Annotated in this window: 16 protein-coding genes; 7 read left to right on the forward strand and 9 right to left on the reverse strand. The window is 64.7% G+C overall.

Annotated elements, in window-relative coordinates; genetic code table 11:
- Window positions 1–3: 3 nt before the first annotated feature.
- The 3 genes from ACWAT4_RS02425 to ACWAT4_RS02435 all read right to left on the reverse strand — a co-directional run bounded on the left by ACWAT4_RS02425 (window position 4) and on the right by ACWAT4_RS02435 (window position 1676).
- Entirely contained in the window at window positions 4–174 is a 171-nt protein-coding gene (locus ACWAT4_RS02425; RefSeq protein ID WP_212303666.1) for a hypothetical protein, read from the reverse strand.
- A gap of 74 nt (window positions 175–248) precedes the next feature.
- Window positions 249–1364, reverse strand: coding sequence for a lactonase family protein (locus tag ACWAT4_RS02430; RefSeq protein ID WP_433995314.1), 1116 nt, complete (start codon window positions 1362–1364; stop codon window positions 249–251).
- A 174-nt stretch (window positions 1365–1538) separates the two neighbouring features.
- A complete protein-coding gene (locus tag ACWAT4_RS02435) occupies window positions 1539–1676 on the reverse strand; it encodes a hypothetical protein (RefSeq protein WP_212303664.1) in 138 nt (45 codons plus the stop codon).
- Window positions 1677–1826: 150 nt separating this feature from the next.
- Between ACWAT4_RS02435 and ACWAT4_RS02440 the strand changes: the two genes are divergently transcribed.
- From ACWAT4_RS02440 to ACWAT4_RS02450, 3 genes are all read left to right on the forward strand, one after another.
- Window positions 1827–2009 carry a hypothetical protein gene (locus ACWAT4_RS02440; protein ID WP_212303663.1) on the forward strand — a complete coding sequence of 61 codons (183 nt, stop codon included), beginning with the start codon at window positions 1827–1829 and terminating at the stop codon, window positions 2007–2009.
- Window positions 2010–2137: 128 nt separating this feature from the next.
- Window positions 2138–2260 (forward strand): hypothetical protein, encoded by a 123-nt coding sequence (locus tag ACWAT4_RS02445; protein ID WP_349629550.1) that lies wholly within the window; start codon window positions 2138–2140, stop codon window positions 2258–2260.
- A gap of 150 nt (window positions 2261–2410) precedes the next feature.
- Entirely contained in the window at window positions 2411–4510 is a 2100-nt protein-coding gene (locus tag ACWAT4_RS02450) for a methyl-accepting chemotaxis protein (protein ID WP_449729722.1), read from the forward strand.
- A gap of 134 nt (window positions 4511–4644) precedes the next feature.
- On the opposite strand, the gene ACWAT4_RS02455 is transcribed toward ACWAT4_RS02450, so the two are convergent.
- The 3 genes from ACWAT4_RS02455 to ACWAT4_RS02465 all read right to left on the reverse strand — a co-directional run bounded on the left by ACWAT4_RS02455 (window position 4645) and on the right by ACWAT4_RS02465 (window position 7160).
- Window positions 4645–6342 carry a GMC family oxidoreductase gene (locus ACWAT4_RS02455; RefSeq protein WP_449729723.1) on the reverse strand — a complete coding sequence of 566 codons (1698 nt, stop codon included), beginning with the start codon at window positions 6340–6342 and terminating at the stop codon, window positions 4645–4647.
- A 109-nt stretch (window positions 6343–6451) separates the two neighbouring features.
- The gene (locus ACWAT4_RS02460) at window positions 6452–6712 is read right to left on the reverse strand and encodes a hypothetical protein (protein ID WP_212447246.1); all 261 of its coding nucleotides are present in this window, start codon (window positions 6710–6712) and stop codon (window positions 6452–6454) included.
- A gap of 88 nt (window positions 6713–6800) precedes the next feature.
- Window positions 6801–7160, reverse strand: a complete 360-nt coding sequence (locus ACWAT4_RS02465) for a hypothetical protein (protein WP_212303659.1) — start codon at window positions 7158–7160, stop codon at window positions 6801–6803.
- 330 nt (window positions 7161–7490) lie between these two features.
- Between ACWAT4_RS02465 and ACWAT4_RS02470 the strand changes: the two genes are divergently transcribed.
- Both ACWAT4_RS02470 and ACWAT4_RS02475 read left to right on the forward strand, forming a co-directional pair.
- A complete protein-coding gene (locus ACWAT4_RS02470; RefSeq protein ID WP_212303658.1) occupies window positions 7491–8033 on the forward strand; it encodes a hypothetical protein in 543 nt (180 codons plus the stop codon).
- Window positions 8034–8045: 12 nt separating this feature from the next.
- Window positions 8046–8732: an ATP-dependent Clp protease proteolytic subunit gene (locus tag ACWAT4_RS02475; protein ID WP_449729724.1), complete on the forward strand. Its 687-nt coding sequence runs from the start codon at window positions 8046–8048 to the stop codon at window positions 8730–8732.
- Between the two features lie 13 nt (window positions 8733–8745).
- Here the strand turns inward: ACWAT4_RS02475 and ACWAT4_RS02480 are convergent, their stop codons facing one another.
- Together ACWAT4_RS02480 and ACWAT4_RS02485 are read right to left on the reverse strand one after the other, a co-directional pair.
- Window positions 8746–11409 (reverse strand): bifunctional diguanylate cyclase/phosphodiesterase, encoded by a 2664-nt coding sequence (locus ACWAT4_RS02480; protein ID WP_449729725.1) that lies wholly within the window; start codon window positions 11407–11409, stop codon window positions 8746–8748.
- Between the two features lie 145 nt (window positions 11410–11554).
- A complete protein-coding gene (locus tag ACWAT4_RS02485) occupies window positions 11555–12256 on the reverse strand; it encodes a hypothetical protein (protein ID WP_212428185.1) in 702 nt (233 codons plus the stop codon).
- A gap of 160 nt (window positions 12257–12416) precedes the next feature.
- On the opposite strand from ACWAT4_RS02485, the gene ACWAT4_RS02490 reads away from it, so the two are divergent.
- On the forward strand, window positions 12417–13478 hold the full coding sequence (locus ACWAT4_RS02490) for a LysM peptidoglycan-binding domain-containing protein (protein WP_449729726.1): 1062 nt from the start codon (window positions 12417–12419) through the stop codon (window positions 13476–13478).
- Between the two features lie 352 nt (window positions 13479–13830).
- Window positions 13831–15060, forward strand: a complete 1230-nt coding sequence (locus ACWAT4_RS02495; RefSeq protein WP_449729727.1) for a Spy/CpxP family protein refolding chaperone — start codon at window positions 13831–13833, stop codon at window positions 15058–15060.
- Here the strand turns inward: ACWAT4_RS02495 and ACWAT4_RS02500 are convergent, their stop codons facing one another.
- Window positions 15061–15927, reverse strand: coding sequence for a hypothetical protein (locus ACWAT4_RS02500; protein ID WP_449729728.1), 867 nt, complete (start codon window positions 15925–15927; stop codon window positions 15061–15063).
- Window positions 15928–16153 lie beyond the last annotated feature (226 nt).

The following is a 16153-nucleotide window of genomic DNA, read 5'->3' on the forward strand; positions in this document are numbered from 1 at the left end:
CCTTTAGGCCCGGCGATCGCCGAGCAGCTTGCCGGTAGAACGATCGATCAAATGCAGGCGCGTACAGGCCGGGCAGGAGACCGGCACGTGCGTACGGTCGGCCGGCTCGTCGCCAAGCCGATGCTGCACATTCATGCCGGTCTGGGGGCACTTGAAGACGATATGACGGTCCATTACCGTCATATGACGCCAACACGGATCTTGCGAAATTACGGATGTTTACGTAGGTCCGCCGGCCCCATCCCCCCTTACGGCAGGGTCAAAAACTCCACCCAGTTCGGCTTCTTGCCGGTGGCGTAGGATTTCAGCTTGCTGAGCGCGCCGCTGCTCTGGTCGATGGCATAGACCGTCATGCCGTCGGAGAGCTCGCCCACGGCGGCGAGATAGTGGCCGGTGGGGTCGATGTTGAAGCCGCGCGGCTGCTTCTCGGTCGGCACGCTGCCGATCGTGGTCAGCTTGCCGCTTGATAGATCGACCTTATAGGCGGTGAGGGTGTTGGTGGTGCGCTCGGAGGCGTAGAGGAAGCGGCCGTCCGGGGTGATGTGGATGTCGGCGGCCCAGGGTTTACCGCTGAAGCCTTCCGGCAGCGCAGTGGTGCGCTGGATCTCGCTCCAGGCCCCGTTCTTGGCTTCATAGCTGTAGGCCGCGACGTCGCCGTTCAGCTCGTGGATGAGATAGACGAACTTGCCGTTGGGGTGGAATACGAAGTGCCGCGGCCCGGATTTCTCCGGCGTCTTGACTGCCGGCGGATCGTTCTGCGTCAGCGTGCCGGCGTTCGCATCGAACGCAAAGCGCAGCACCTGGTCCGAACCGAGATTGGTCGCGAACACGAAGCGATTGTCAGGCGAGGGCAGGAAGGCATGGGCGTTCAGCCCGGTCGGGATCACCTGCTTTGGCTCGGCGACGACGCCGTTCGCGGCAAGCGGATTCAGCGCGACCTTGTTGCCGCCATAGGAGGCGCTGAACAGCACCTTGCCGCCGCGGTCGGTCGCGATGTTGGCCATGCTGTCGGCGAGCGGCCCGTTGCCGATATGGCTGAGCTGGCCGGTCTTGGGATCGATCGCAAAGCTGACTGCAACGAACGGCTGTGAGCGGACGCCGGCGATCAGCACGCGGTGATCCGGCGTGATCGCGAGCGGGGTCGAGGCGCCGGGCTTTTCGATGCCTGTGAAGGCGGCCGTCTGCACCGGCGTCATCTCGCCGTTCCCGGCTATCTTGAACACGCTGATGGTGTTGGAGTCGGCATTGCCGACATAGGCGAAGGTATCGGCCATGCCGGCACGGACTCCGGAAACGAGGGCAAGAGCGGTGAAAAGCGTGGTGGCGATCGCAGTATGACGTGCGGGGCGTGTCGGTCTGGTCAAGGGCATCCTCCTGCCGGTGTGGCGTTGTCGTTTTGCGGCAGAGGATAGCGGCTCGTGTTCCTTTGCACCAAATTCCAATTGGGATTGATCGATGCTGAAATTGTATCGGTTGCAAAGCGTTTTCAAACGAAGCGGAAGCCGGTTCGCGTCAAGAAAACGCGTCAAAATGACGATCTAGCGCACCGAAGCCGTCAGGTCGCGCGAGGGCAGATGCGGGCTGGCCGGCCGGTCGGGCGGGCCGAGCACGGTCCACACGGCGACCGCTAGGAAGGCCGAGGTCAGGATGGTCCAGGCGACCAGTTGCTTCCGCATCAGGCCAAATCCGTCGGTCGAAGGTTCGATGCGCCCGAAGCGCGCGAGCCATTCTGCGCTGCAAACGGCCACGATCCTATGAACTCGTTCACAGCCGAACAACGTGCGAGCAAAATACGAACCATTGCCGTGTGACCGCATTGTCCCGGCATGCCCCGCGAAAACGACCTCGAAGGCAAACCCGACATGGGCGGCAAGCACGGCGGCCAGTCCGGCCAGCCCAAGCCGCCGCCGCGCCCGCGCCAAGGCGCCGGAGATGAAGACGTCGTGGCAAAGCGCCACACCGGTCAAACCGATCGCAAGGGCTCGCCGACCAACATCAGGAAGCGCTAAGCTTCGCTTGCTCAAGCCGCAGGCCCCGGCCACGGGATCTCCAGGGAACGGCAGCTTCTTCCCGCCGTTGTCCCGGTCTCGCGGGCGAAGGGTGCCACAACGGAGGCTGGCAAAACGGAGGCTGGAAAGTGTTTTGGATTTATTGGGACACCGCCTGGTCGCTCATCATCAGCGGCATCATGTTCGCCACCATCGTCAGCCATCCGGACGCCGAGTTCGTCGAGATCCAGGCCACCAAGCGGACGAAGTGAGCCTCTATCGGACCTGAGATCGCCACCCCCCTGACAGGTCTGGATTGAACCTCGCGCGCGCGTGCCGCGGACACGTTTGGTGAACCAAATCTTAGGGGCGCGCCGGTATTATTCTGCATCTTTTTCAGATTCAGAGACCCGGCGCTCCCTATGGCATTGTTCGGCAATCCCTCCATTCGTTCTGTTCTCGGCGCCATCATCGGCGTCCTCGGCCTGTTCCTGGTGGGGCAGCTCTCGACCGGGCTGTTCGCCGCCATCGAGCGCAACAGCGCCGCTCAGAAAGTCGAGCGCTTCGCCAGCACCGACCAGCAGCTGTTCGCGACCCTGCTCGGCTTCCGGCTGGAGCGCGGAACCTTCCTGTCGGCGCTGGTCGCGGAAGCACCGGCCAACGCCAATGCGGACGATCGCATCGCCACCAACAGGGCATTGTCGGAAGCGGCCTACAAGAACGTGCTGGAGCGCCTCGCCGGCGTGAGCGATTCCCGTCTGGCCGCTGCGACCAGCAAGTTCGTCGCGATCCATGATGCGCTCGTGCCGATGCGGTCGAAGGCTGAAACCCAGATCCATCAGGCCAAGGCGCAGCGAGACGCCAAGGTAGGCGACGAGTTCCGCAAGGCCGCCCAGGATTATCTCGATACGATCCTGGCGCTGACCGGCGAGCTCGAGAACGCGCTCAAGCTGAGCGATCCCGTGGTCGATCATCTGCTTGGGGTGAAGCAATCGGCCTGGGCCGCACGCAATTTCGGCGGGCTGGTCGCGATCCGGCTCGAAGCTGCAACTGCGGCCGGCAAGCCCTGGAGCGCTGCCGACATGGTCGGCGCTGCCGAGGATACCGGCCGGGCCAAGCAGGCCTGGAGCCAGGTGCTCGAGGTCGCTGGCCGCCCAGACGCGCCCGCAGCCCTCGCCGACGTGATCGTGCGCTCGAAGCAGGGCGACGCCGCCGCCATGACCGAGCGCCAGCAGGGCTTCATCAAAGCGCTGAGCAACAACCAGAGCATCGACATCAAGATCGAGGATCTCTCCAAGCTCAACACCGCGATCCTCAATTACAGCGTCGAGGCCGGCCAGGTCGCGCTCGCCGAAATGGTCTCCCGCGCCGGTCAGCAGATGACGTCGGCGAAATGGAGCCTCGTGTTCAATGGCGCGATGATGCTGGTGGCGCTCGCGATCACCGTGTTCGGCTTCATCCTGGTCCAGAACCGCGTCAGCACGCCGATCCGCAAATTGACGCAGGCGATGCAGAAGCTGGCCGAGCGCGACTATGCGATCGAGCTCGCAGGCATCGAGCGCGGCGACGAGATCGGGGACATGTCGCGTGCCGTGTCGGTGTTCAGGGAGAACATGATCACGGGCGATCGCCTCGGCGAAGAAAAGGCTGCAGAGCAGGCGAAGAAGGAACGTCGCCAGCTTGCCGTCGACCAGCTGATCGAGCAGTTCGAGAAGACCGTCACGGAATCGCTGCACACGCTGGCCTCGGCCTCCGGCGAGCTCAACGCCACCGCGCAGTCGATGTCGTCGACCGCCGAACAAGGCTCGTCCAAGGCAGCCTCGGTCGCGAGCCTGTCCGGCGATGCATCCTCCAACGTGCAGACGGTTGCAGCTGCCACGGAAGAGCTCTCGGCCTCGATCAGCGAGATCAGCCGCCAGGTCGCGGAATCCTCCAGCATCACGAGCGCTGCCGCCAGCGAGGCCGATCGCACCAATGGCGAGGTGCAGGCGCTGGCCGATGCTGCCCAGCGCATCGGCGACGTGGTCGCGCTGATCACGGGCATTGCCGAGCAGACCAATCTGCTCGCGCTCAACGCCACCATCGAGGCGGCGCGCGCTGGCGAGGCCGGCCGCGGCTTTGCGGTGGTCGCTTCCGAGGTGAAGAACCTCGCCACGCAGACCGCGAAGGCGACCGAGGAGATCACGGGACAGGTCGCCGCGATCCAGGGCGCGACCCATTCCTCGGTGACCGCGATCCAGTCGATCGGCACCACCATCCAGCGCGTCAACGAGATCGCCGCTGCGATCGCCGCCGCCGTCGAGGAGCAGGGCGCCGCAACGCGCGAGATCGCGCGCAACGTTCAACAGGCCTCGCAAGGCACCAACGAGGTCTCGCGGCACATCTCGGGCGTGTCGCAGGCCGCCGGGCAAACGGGTGCCGCCGCCGGCGAAGTGCTGGATTCCGCCAAGATGCTGGCGCGCCTGTCGGACGATCTCAAGCGCGACGTCGACCGCTTTGTCGGCGATCTCAGGGCGGCGTAGAAGGTTCGTAGGTGGGTTAGACGAACGACTGCGCGAAGCGCAGTCGCGCGGCGTAGCTCACCTCTTCTGTTTCAGCGGATATGAACAATGGTAGGTTACGCCTTCGGCTAATCCACCCTACAAAGTCAGCGCCATCACTGCATCATCGCGGACGCGATCTTCTCCGCCGACATCAGCACCGGAAAATTGGTGTTGGCGCATGGCACCACCGGGAAGATCGAGGCGTCGACGACCCGCAGGCCCTGAATGCCTTTGACCCGGCCCTGGGTGTCGACAACCGCCATCGGATCGTCGGCCCGGCCCATCCGGCATGAACAGGAGGCGTGCCACACGCCGATGGTGGCCTTGCGCACGAAGGCTTCCAGCGCCTCGTCGTCGTTGATCACGTCATCGAAGGTAAAGCCTTCGACCACGAAATTGTCGATCAGGTAATGCCGCAGCGCCGCCGGTCCGTCCATCAGGGTCGCGGCGATCTTCGTCAGGATCTTGTTCCTGGTATTGACCACGCCGATCTTGCGCACCTTGTCGGTATAGGCGGCCGGGAACGGCTTGTCCGTCACCCTCCTCACGACGTCGCTCATCTGAATGGCCGCCATCTTGCGGAAGCCGCTCATCAGGCGTTCGAGATCGCGCCGGTCGGACAGCAGATTGAACTCGACGATCGGCTCGGCCGAGGGATCGCGCGAGGCAAGCTTGACCTGCCCTGTCTCGGAATAAGTCTTGTTGACGAAGGTGAGCAGCGAGCCGATCTGCGCGCCGACCGCGTGCCACGCCGACTTGGAGAGCACGACGACGAACATGTCGCCCTTCGGCACGCCGGCGAGCCCCGACGAATAACGCAGGCCAAGCTGCATGTGGCGTCGCGTGTGCTCGTTCATGCGCGCGCCGCGGCGGACAAAGGACGACAGTGAGATCGAAGGGTGGTCCATCAGGCGCTGGCCGACGCCCGCCAGCCCCATCAGCACCGGAATGCCCAACTCCTTGAGGTGGCCGACCGGCCCGATGCCGGCGCGCAACAGATGCGCCGGCGAATGGATGGCGCCACTGGAGAGAACGATCTCGCGTCCCCGGAATTCCTGCTCGCGGCCGTCGACGACAGCTTTCACGCCGACGCAGGTCGTGCCTTCAAACTGCAGTTCCTTGACCTGCGTGTTGGTGGAGATCGTCAGATTGGCGCGCTTGCGGGTGTCGCGATCGAGATAGCCCATCGCGGCCGAGACGCGTTGCTCGGCCTGGTTGGAATGCGTCACCGGGAAATAGCCGTCGACGAACTCGCCGTTCTGGTCCGGCAGATATTGATGGCCGGCCGCTTGGAAGGCATCGGCGAAGGCCTGCGAGTGCCGCGTCCAGTGCTCCCTGGGAATTCTGCGCACCGGAATGCGGCCGTCCTTGCCGTGATACGGGCCGTCGAAATCGAGGTCACGCTCCACCTTCTTGAAGAACGGCAGCACGTCGGCCCACGCCCAGCCCTCGGCGCCGCGCGCTTCCCATTCGTCGTAATCGGTCGGTGCGCCGCGATTGGCCATCTGGCCGTTGATCGAGGAGCCGCCACCGAGCACGCGCGCCTGCTCGTATTTCCGCAAAGGCGGCCGCGCTTCGTCCGGATTGTTGTGGCTGACGACCTGGGTCGTGACCTTGAGCTCGGTCCAGTGAAAGCGCGGATCGAAATAAGCGGTGCCCGGATAGCTGTCCCTGATTTCGGCCGGCTCGTTGCCGGGTGGCGTATCCTGCCCGGCTTCGCACAGCAGGACCTTGTTGGCGCTCCTGGCGGAGAGCCGGTGGGCCAGCACGGACCCTGCCGAGCCGCCGCCCACGATAATGAAGTCGTACACGATTGGCGTTTCCTCTTGTTCTTGTCAGAGGAGGGTAGCGTGGTTTGAACGCGAGGTCACGCCCCGGCCATGCGGTCGGTGAGTTGGGTCAAGACGCTATTGCAGAGCCTTATTGCAGGACCTTCGGCATCACGACGACGACGTCGACCTGCTTGCTCAGCACCCGCGATGCAACGGCAGCGATGAGGGGCGAGTAGCTGTCCTCGATGTCGGACGCGACGTCCTCGTTCCTGGCGAAGGCGTAGAGCATCGTGCCCTCGATTTCGTCGAAGCGAATGCCCGCGAAGACGTGATCGAACGTCTCGGCGCCGACGATGCCGGCCATGAGCGCCTGAATGGCCTGGTCCTGAACGCGTGTGAGCTTCATCATGTCCCTGAGATATGGAAACGCCGCGCGAATACAAGGCTCCGATCGGCTGATTGGAGGCGGCGCGTTGCCCGGCATGGGAGAGCTCACTTCACGTCATGCTGCCGGGCATGAAGCAGCGGATCATGGCGCGGCCGTTGACGTAATAGGGCCAGACGATGGTGCGGCCGACGCGGTTCGGCCCGGTGATCACGGTATCGTCAGGCACCTCGATCCAGTCGCCGAGGATTCTGACGCGATAGTGTCCACCTCGCGTCTCCCAATCGACATCATCGAGCGCGGTGCCATCGGCATCGGCGCAGCAGGGGCCACCGCCCTTGCTCTGCAGGCTCTCGAACCAGCCCTTGAGCGGTGAGTTTGCGTAGCGGCCGTCGTCGCGCGCCTGCGCGGTAAAGCCGATCACGGCAGCGGCTGCTATGAGTGGGATCATCCTGAACGTTACGATCGCCATGTCGCCTCGCTCGATGTGCACGCGCGCAACCGATCGCAGGCGACAAGCCGCCTGCGATGCGCGTGATGCAATGTTGACTGATGCCCGCCGGTTCGGGGTTCCCGGTCGTCTCAGCAGCGCGACAACGGCGAGGTGCGAGGTTTGATCCTATTTTCAGGGCAGGGCGCGGTCATGGTTCGAAATGGCAGGCGAGGCAGCCGGCCTCAGGCCGCTGCTTCGACGGCATTTGATGCAAATTTGGCATCATGAGGATTTGCGGAGGCGTTTTAGCCCTATCTTATGGGTTGCAGCCGTAGATTGCCGCCGATTTGAATGTCCGGAGTTACCGCAATGGCGTTCGGCAAGCGTCAATCCGGAGTTGGTGCGGCTGCACAAGCTCTCAATGCCGGCACGACTGTCACCTCCAGCCGGGTCGCCAACGAGATGGCTCAGGGAAGCCATCCGTTTCGCTGGTTCATCATGCTCGTGGCCTGCGCCGCGGGGCTTTACCACCTGTTGGTCGGCTATGGTCCGGACCTCTGGCGCGACCATCGGCTTTCCGGGACCTGGCAGCCGGCCTACGATCTGCAAGTCACGGATGGGAAGTGCGAACGAACGAACTTCGTGATCACTTTCTGCAACGCCAAGATCAAATCGGTCGCCAGGCCCGATCAGGCACCGATCCCTCATAGTTTCCTGATGTTCTTTTCGAGCGGCGGCGGCGAGGCGCTGGTGCCGGTGCGCTCGACCAAGGACCGCTCGGCCGTCTCGATCTTCTATGCCGCGGACACCAAGCTCTGGAACCGCACGTTCTCGCTCATTTTCGCGGTGGGCATGATGGCCCTGCTCGATCTCGTTGCGCTGTTCGGTTTCTTGAACGCCGTCAATTCGTGAAGGCGTCCTTCCGTGACACTGCTCAAGACACTGGTCTGGATCGGCGGCATCCTTCTCGCTTGGGGCTATTTCCAATTGCCGTCCGGCTCCGGCGATGTGGCGTCTCGACAGACCCTGTCCATCAACGAGGAGCCGGACCGCATCGTGCTGGGCTGGAGCGGGCCCGTGCAGGAGCCGATGCGCGAACGTGTCGCCGCTGCGCTCGATCGTTACAAGATGGACCCGCGTCGGCTCGTCCTCGTCCTGAACTCGCCGGGCGGCTCGGTCGAACATGGGCGCACGGTCGTTGCCGCGATCCGCGGGCGCGATCGCGCGATTGACACGCTGGTCCAGAAGGCCGGCGTCTGCGCGTCCATGTGCGTTCCGATCTTTCTCGCAGGCCGCGAGCGCAAGGCCGATCCCGAAGCCTACTTCATGTTTCACCAGGCCAGCCTGGATCGAACTGCAAAGGAAGATCTGAAGCGGCGCGAGCTCAGTGACTCCGAACGAGCTGTTATCTCGCAAGTGGTCAAGATCACGGAGACTGCAGCCACTGACGATCTCTATCAGAACGATTTCGATATCCGCGGCGTCAAGCCGGCCTGGCTTGCCATGATGCGGAAGAGGATCGCCGGCCGCGATGTCTGGATGAGCGGCCAGCAGCTGGTCGACGAGGGCTCCGGCATCGTCGATAGCCTGGTTCGCACGTCGGCCCGCTAGCCCGGTAGCGCATTCAAGCCGCCGCCGCCTGCTTCGACAGCAATTGCTTCAGCTTGGCCGCCGGCACCGCCGGGCTGAACAGCCAGCCTTGCATCTGGCTGCATCCGAGCTGGCGCAGCACCTCGCGTTGGGCCTCGGTCTCGACGCCCTCCGCCGTCGTCGCCATGTGGCGGGCGGCGGCCATGTGCACCACGGCCTGGACGATCGGCGAGGAATCCGAGGGCTCGCCGATGTCGCTGATGAAGCTGCGGTCGATCTTGATCTTGTCGAAGGGGAAGCGATGCAGATAGCTCAGCGACGAATAGCCGGTGCCGAAATCGTCGAGCGCGATGCGCACGCCGAGCTCGCGCAGCTGCTGCAGGATGGTCAGCGCCTCCTCGTCGTCGCGGATCAGCACGGTTTCGGTGATCTCCAGCTCGAGCCGCCCCGGTGCCAGGCCCGACTCCGCGAGCGCCGAGGCAACCTTCAACGCCAGCGTCTTGGACCGGAATTGCACCGGCGAGACGTTGACCGCGATGTGGATGTCGCCGGGCCAGGAAGCTGCCTCGTTGCAGGCCTGCTTCAACACCCATTCGCCGATCTCGCCGATCAGGCCGGTGTCTTCCGCGATCGGAATGAAGTCCGCGGGCGAGACCATGCCCCGCTCCGGATGGTGCCACCTGAGCAGCGCTTCGCAGCCGGTGACGATATTGGCGGAGAGATCGACCAGCGGCTGATAGTGCACCTCGAACTCACCGCGGACCAGCGCCTGGCGCAAATCCAGCTCGAGCTGGCGGCGCTGCCGCGCCTTGGCGTCGTAGTCGGGGACGAAGATGCGGAAGGTGCCGCGTCCCTCTGATTTCGCGGCGTACATCGCGAGATCCGCGCGCTTGAGCAGGTCTTCGAGATTGTCGCCATGGTCGGGCGCGATCGCGATGCCGATGCTGGCATCGGTCGAGATCTCCTGGCCCTTGCAGTCCACCGGCATGCGCAGCACATTCAGGATCTGTTCGGCGAGCATCGTCAGCTCAGCCGGGTCGCAGGTGCCGGCCTTGACGATCGCGAACTCGTCCCCGCCCAGTCGGGCCACCATGTCGTTGCCGCTGACGCAGGCGCGCAGGCGGCTGGCGACCTGGCGCAGCAATTCGTCGCCGACCTCGTGCCCCAGCGAATCGTTGACGCCCTTGAACTCGTCGACGTCGATATAGAGGATCGCGAACGGCTTGCCTTGGGCAAGCTCTGCCACGCGCCGTTCCAGATGTCCGCGCATCAGCACGCGGTTGGGCAGGTCGGTCAGCGCGTCGTAATGCGCCATGTGGGCGATGCGCTCGTCGGCGCGGATGCGTTCGGTGACGTCGTCATGGGTGGCGAGCCAGCCGCCGGCCGCGCCGGGATGGTTCTTGATCTCGATCAGGCGTCCGTCGGACGTCTCGACGACATTGCTCTGGGTCTGCCCGGCGCTATCCAGAATCCCGTCGCAATAGGAATCGACGTCGCCGTCGAACGAGCCTGTATCGGCGCGATGCCGGATCACGTCGCGGAAATAGGCGCCGGGCTTCACCACGTCGGTCGAGAGCCCGTACATGTCGATGTAGCGGCGGTTGCAGACGATGAGCCGCTCGTCCTGGTCGAACATCAGAAGACCCTGCGTCATCGTGTTCATCGCGGTGTCGAGCCGCTGCTTCTCCAGCGAGACGCGGTACGTGACCTGTCGGAAGATCAGGAACAGCGTGAGCACGAGCAGCCCGATCGACAGCACTGCCACGGTGACGAAGAATTTGGTTTGCGTGCGCCAGGTGGCGAGCGTCGCGTCCAGCGATTTGGTGGCGACCACGACCAGCGGCTCGCCGGTCAGCATGCGCGAGGCGACGAGGCGATCCTTGCCGTCGATCGGGCTTGCGAGTTCGGTCGTGACGAAGCTGCGCTCGAAGATGGCCTTCTGCTCGGGCGAGCCGGTGCGGTAGTTCCGGCCGATCATGTCGTCGGCATGCGGAACGCGCGCGAGCAGCTGGCCGTTCTGATGGTGCATCGCGATCGAGGATTCCTCGCCGAGGCCGGTCGAGGCGAAAAAGGATTCGAGCTGCTCCGGGGTAACGGCGCGCGACACCAGGCCGAGGAACTCGCCATGCGAGCCCGACACGCGCCGTGCGAACACGATCGCCGGACCGTTGCCGAACCGGCCGGGCACGACCTCGATCTCCTCCTGCGAAGCCGGATCGTTCTTGAGCCGGCTGAAATAACCGCGATCGGCGATCGAGATGTCGGCAACGGGCCAGCGCCGCGACGAGTTGATCAGCACGCCAGTGGAATCGAACACGTTGGCTCCGGCGACGTCGGACCAGCCGCTGGCCTTGGCGCGCAGCACCTCGTGCATCGCGAGCGTGCCCATCTCGCTGCGGAACACGTCGGCGGAATCGATGCCATGGCCTTCGAGTTCCGCGATGATGCTCTTCTGGAGTACCGCAAAATCCTCGAACTCACGGTCGAAATGCCGTGCGAGCAGGCGGACCGAGCTTTCCAGGCTGTCGCGGCCGCTCTCGATGGCGTTCTGCCGGAAGCGGTCGACGGTAAGTCCGGTGCCGATGGCCATCGCCGCCATCAGCACGAAGCCGCCGGCAATCAGCCACGTCAGCGGCGCGCCCCGCCAACGGCGAAGCAGCGCGCGCAAGCGCGCGGTCCATCGGATTGATGCGCCCATCCCGTCCTCCCTGGGATGCAAGATGCAGCAAAACCGACAAGACCCCGTTACCAGTCAGGGTTAGGGAACTATGAATCGGAATAAAATCAGGGAGTTGGCGCGAGGCCGGAAGGGCGCAGGATGCGATGTGGCTCCGGAGCGGGCTTCACTCCCGCTTCACTTCCCATTTCAACGCCTCGGCATTCTCCTTGGCGAAGATCGCCGGCACGTCGAATTTTCCGGTCTGGAGGTCATAGCGGCATTGCCAGCCGCCCAGTCCCTTCATGAGGGTGTTTTTCGGATGCTTGTCGTATTGGCCGCCGAGCCCGATCACGAGGTAACGGTTGTCGGGCCAGTCCACGCCGAGCCAGCGATAGGCCTCTTCCGTGCCCTTCAAGAGATTGGCCGTGATGTGGAAGTCGAGCTTGGCAAAGTGCTTCGTCTCCGGCCGGCTGTAGAAATAGGCCCAGGCGAGATCGCTCAGCGATTTCTTGGTCGCGCTGACGAAGGCGCCGTTCTCGACATGATAAAGAAACAGATCCTGCTCGCCCGAACCGGTCTTCTGCATGCGTACCAGCCATTGCGAGTCGTTGGTGAAGCGGAAGCCGGCGCCGTAGCCCTGCTCAGGCTTCAGCTCGGTCATCCGTTCCCCCTGTCGCGCCCAGACCTGCCATTTGACGCCGAAAAGATCGTCACTGTCCTTCATGTACTGCTCGAGCTTGGTGGCGCCGTCGGGCGAGGTGAAGGCGAGATCGGCATCGTCGGTGAGGACGAAGCCCGGCGGCGGGCCGGAGGCGGCCAGCGCGGGAGACGCCGCGAGCGTGAGGGAAAGCGCCAGCCATGATGCGGCGCGACAAAATGCGGTCACGAGGAAAATCCCTTAAAAATACCGCGAAGCGGCCTCGCTCATTTGACGCGGAGGGAGAGGGGGCGGTTCATCCCATTGAACGTCTTGCTGCCGTGGCCAAAACGGCGCAATTTGCCGGGGTCGATTTGCGATCCAGAGTTTTCGATCAAGGTTTGAGACGATGATCACCGCATCCAAGGCCTTCATTGCATTTTGCCTGCTCGCGGTCGTCGGCACCGTGCTGGTGATCGGCCCGGGTGAGCTCCGCCACATGCTGCCGGGCAGTGCGAGCACCGAGGTTGCGGTCGTCGCCAAGCCTGAAGTGAAGCCTGAAGTGAAGCCTGAAGCCAAACCCGAGAGCAAGCCTGAGGGGAAGACCGAGGCCAAAGCCAAGGTCGAACCCAAAGCGGAATCGAAGACCGAAGAGCCAAGACCCGCCGCGGTCGCACCACCCGCGCCATCCGCTTCGCCCGCACCGGCCGGTGCGCCGAAGGCGGGCGCGCTCGCCGAGACCCAGAAGCAGGTCACGGCGCTGGCCGACATCGCGCCGGGCAAGCCGCAGCCTTCAGCTGCAGACGCCGGTCCGCGTTTCGATGTCGCCCGCGTCGACGATCATGGCGAGGCCGCCGTGATCGCGGGTCAGGCCGCGCCCGGGTCGAAGGTCGAGCTGCTGCGCGACGGCCAGCCGATCGACAGCGCAGTGGCTGACGCGTCGGGGCAGTTCGTGATGACCCCGCCAAAGCTTCCCGCCGGCAGCTATGAGCTGGCGCTGCGCGCCAGGGCGCCGGACGGCACCGTGCTGCAATCCAGCCGCACCATGCCGGTGACGATTGCCGAAGCCGCGCCGCCGCCGGCGCGCGTCACTGTCGCAGCGAAACCGGCCGGAACGCCGGACAAATCGGATATCGTCGCATCGCTGCCGTCGCCGCATCTCGCCGCGACGCCGGATCGGTCGGCGGTTCGGCCGCGCATGATGGGTCCGTCCAAGCCCAAGAGCATGGCGAGGGTCCCGGCCGCCACGGTCGCATCGGCCTCGCCCGTGGAGGTCCTCAGCACGACGTCGGGAGAGGCCGGCGGCAGCCGGGTCATTTCCCGCGGCGACAGCCTCTGGGCCTTGAGCCGTCTCGCTTACGGCGACGGTGCCCGCTACGCGGTGATCTTCAACGCCAACCGCGAAAAGATCCGCAATCCGAATTTGATCTATCCCGGCCAGACCGTCGTGATGCCGCAAAAGGCGCAGTGAAGTTCGACGCGTCGTTGCCGCGGTCGACATCGGCGGTCATTCCGCGGCGTCGCGAAGCGACGAGCCCCGAATCCATCGTTCCGACATTGCCGCTGCCTGATGGAATCTCGAATGCGCAATTGCGCATCGTGGCTCGCACCAAGGGGCGAGCCCCGTCACGACGGGGCATGGCGAGCGGCAGTCGCATCGTCGCAATTGTGCGACGCTTTGACCGTCTCGTCGCGGAACAATTGGTTCCCCGGCGAGTCTTCTCCGTGTGGCGCGATGCGCCCGTTGCGCTGGAGGAGGGCCAGAAGTGGTCAGCTCGGTGGTCATATCGCGATCACGCTTGAGGCTGGCGCTGGCAGGCGCAATGCTGGTCGCTCTGACAGTGCTCCTGCCGAATACGGCCAAGGCGCAGTTCGGACTGCGCGGCGGGCCGCTTGGTGTTGCGCGCTTCGCCGTCGGTCACGTCATCGGCCTGTCGCGGCTGCGCCACGCCCGCATGGCGATGCGGGGTGGCCGCTATCGTTCCGCTGCGCTGAGGTCGCAGGATCCGCGTGGCGAGCGCGGTCAACCCGCTAATCCCTACGTCCTGCGCGCGGCACTGACGGCGCAGGCTGCGCTGTCGGGCTGGCACGGCGGTCGCCGGCCGCAAGGCTGGTGGCGTCATCCCGACGGCAGCTATGGCTGGATCGGTCCCGTGTTCTGGCCGTTCGCGCATGACGATCTCACCACGGCAGTCATCTTCGGCGATACGACCAGCCTCTCGCTCTATGGCTATGGCGATATCTATGCCGCGATCTTCGCGCCCTATGCGGCGCCGGAGCTTGCCGCCTACACCGCGCCGCAAGGCCGTCGCGCGCGACGAGTCCCATCGGCGGAGATGGTCTGCGACAGCAGCGATACCGGCGGCTTGCCTGTCGACCGCATCACAGCCACGGTGCAGCCGAACGAGATGCAGCGCACCGCGCTCGACGAGCTCGCGAGTGCCTGGACTTCAGCGCGCGATGCCATTCGTGCCTCGTGTCCGGCGCAGCCCCCGATGACGGCGGCGGAGCGCCTCGGTGTGATGCAGACCCGTCTGGATGCGATGATCAAGGCAAGCAACGCCCTCGCCGCGCCGCTCGCAAAATTCGTCGATCTCCTCGATGACGGCCAGAAAGCAAAGCTCGACTCGCTGACCCGGGAGCGCCAAGCAGCGCTTGCTTCGGCCCAGCGCAAGGACGCGCCGGCGGCATCCGCCTGCGATCCCAACTACGATCCCCGCTACGATGTGCAGGCCCAGCGCCAGTACGAGCAGCTCGTGCAGCAGCAATGGCCGGCTTCCGACATTGCCGGCACGCTGAAGCTCGACGACACCGGCCGCGCCCGGCTCGACGTGCTCCAGGACACCACGCTGCGCACCCTGGAAACGCTGAGCTCCTGCCCGATGAAGGCGGAAACGACACCGCAAGCGCGCCTCGCCGCCGTGAAGGCGCGGCTGCAGACGATGCAGCAGGTAGTCAGCGGCGTTGCGGATGCGCTCGATGATTTCGAGGCGGATCTGAGCGACGAGCAGAAGGCCGGCTTCGAGGCGATCGGGCCGAAGCGGGGGACGTGATCATCCGCACGCCCAGTCGAACTTCATGTTCTTGAAGTCGAGCTGCGCGTTGCCGCCGCCGAAATTGTAGCCGCCGAAATATTCCTCGAACTCGATGTAGAACGGGCTCATCTCGGGCACGGACTGGCAGGGCCGCATGGTGCCGCCGAGATGGTTTTGGGCGTGGTTCTTGCTCCAGTCGTGCAGGCGGAAATTGTCGCGGCTCGGCATGCCGCCGACATAATAGTAAAACGATTGATAGCCGGTCGGTGCGACGCGGCTTCTGTGCTCGTCCTGCGGCGCCTTGCCGGCATTGGGGTCATCAGCACGCGGGATCAGCGCGATCGCGCGATTCTCGGCGAGGTCGGCGCGCGGCGGAGCGGCGAACATCTTCTTCGCGTAGGGCGCTGCGGCTTCATGGAAAGCGCTGGCGCCGCCGACATCCAGCCAGCGCGGCCGGTCCGACGTCGCGAGCGCGAGCGGCGCCGGCGGCGTTGCGAATGCACCCTCATATTCGGCCCTGGTCAGCAGCAGCGCCGCATATTCGTAATCGAGAATATCGGTCATGCGGGACAGGCGCGGATGCTGGGTGCGGGCCGCCACCGCCTCGCGAATCTCGGGATCATCGGGCGCACCGCCGTCATTGTGATCCGGCGCGGTGGCAAAGAACAACACCGCGACGATGTCCTCGCCATGCACGCGGTAATCGTCCGGCAGCAGAAGCGTAAAGCCGTGCATCAGCGGATAACCGGTGACGGCATCGAGCGGCCATTGCTCGCTCTCGATGCCCGGCGGCAGGCCATAGACCCAACCCTGGTCGCGCGCACGATCGGCGGGACGGTCCAGCATCTGCAAATCATACGCACGCGAAGGCAAGGCAAGCGCCACGGGCCGTCTCCCATCCGAAATCCCGCCTCGTCGTTGAGGCCTGGGTTAGTCGCAGGGAGCAGCGATGTGGTTCGTGGGAACGTTCAATCGCAACAGCATAGTTGTCGCCGGATCGATCGCCCGACGGGCAAGCGCGTCAGAGCTTGGTGAGACCACGCGCAAACGCCCGATGATGCCATCATGCCGGTGTTTTGCCCGACGTGTCAACGTAATTTCGCAAAATCCG

Source organism: Bradyrhizobium sp. T-1 (assembly GCF_053592855.1).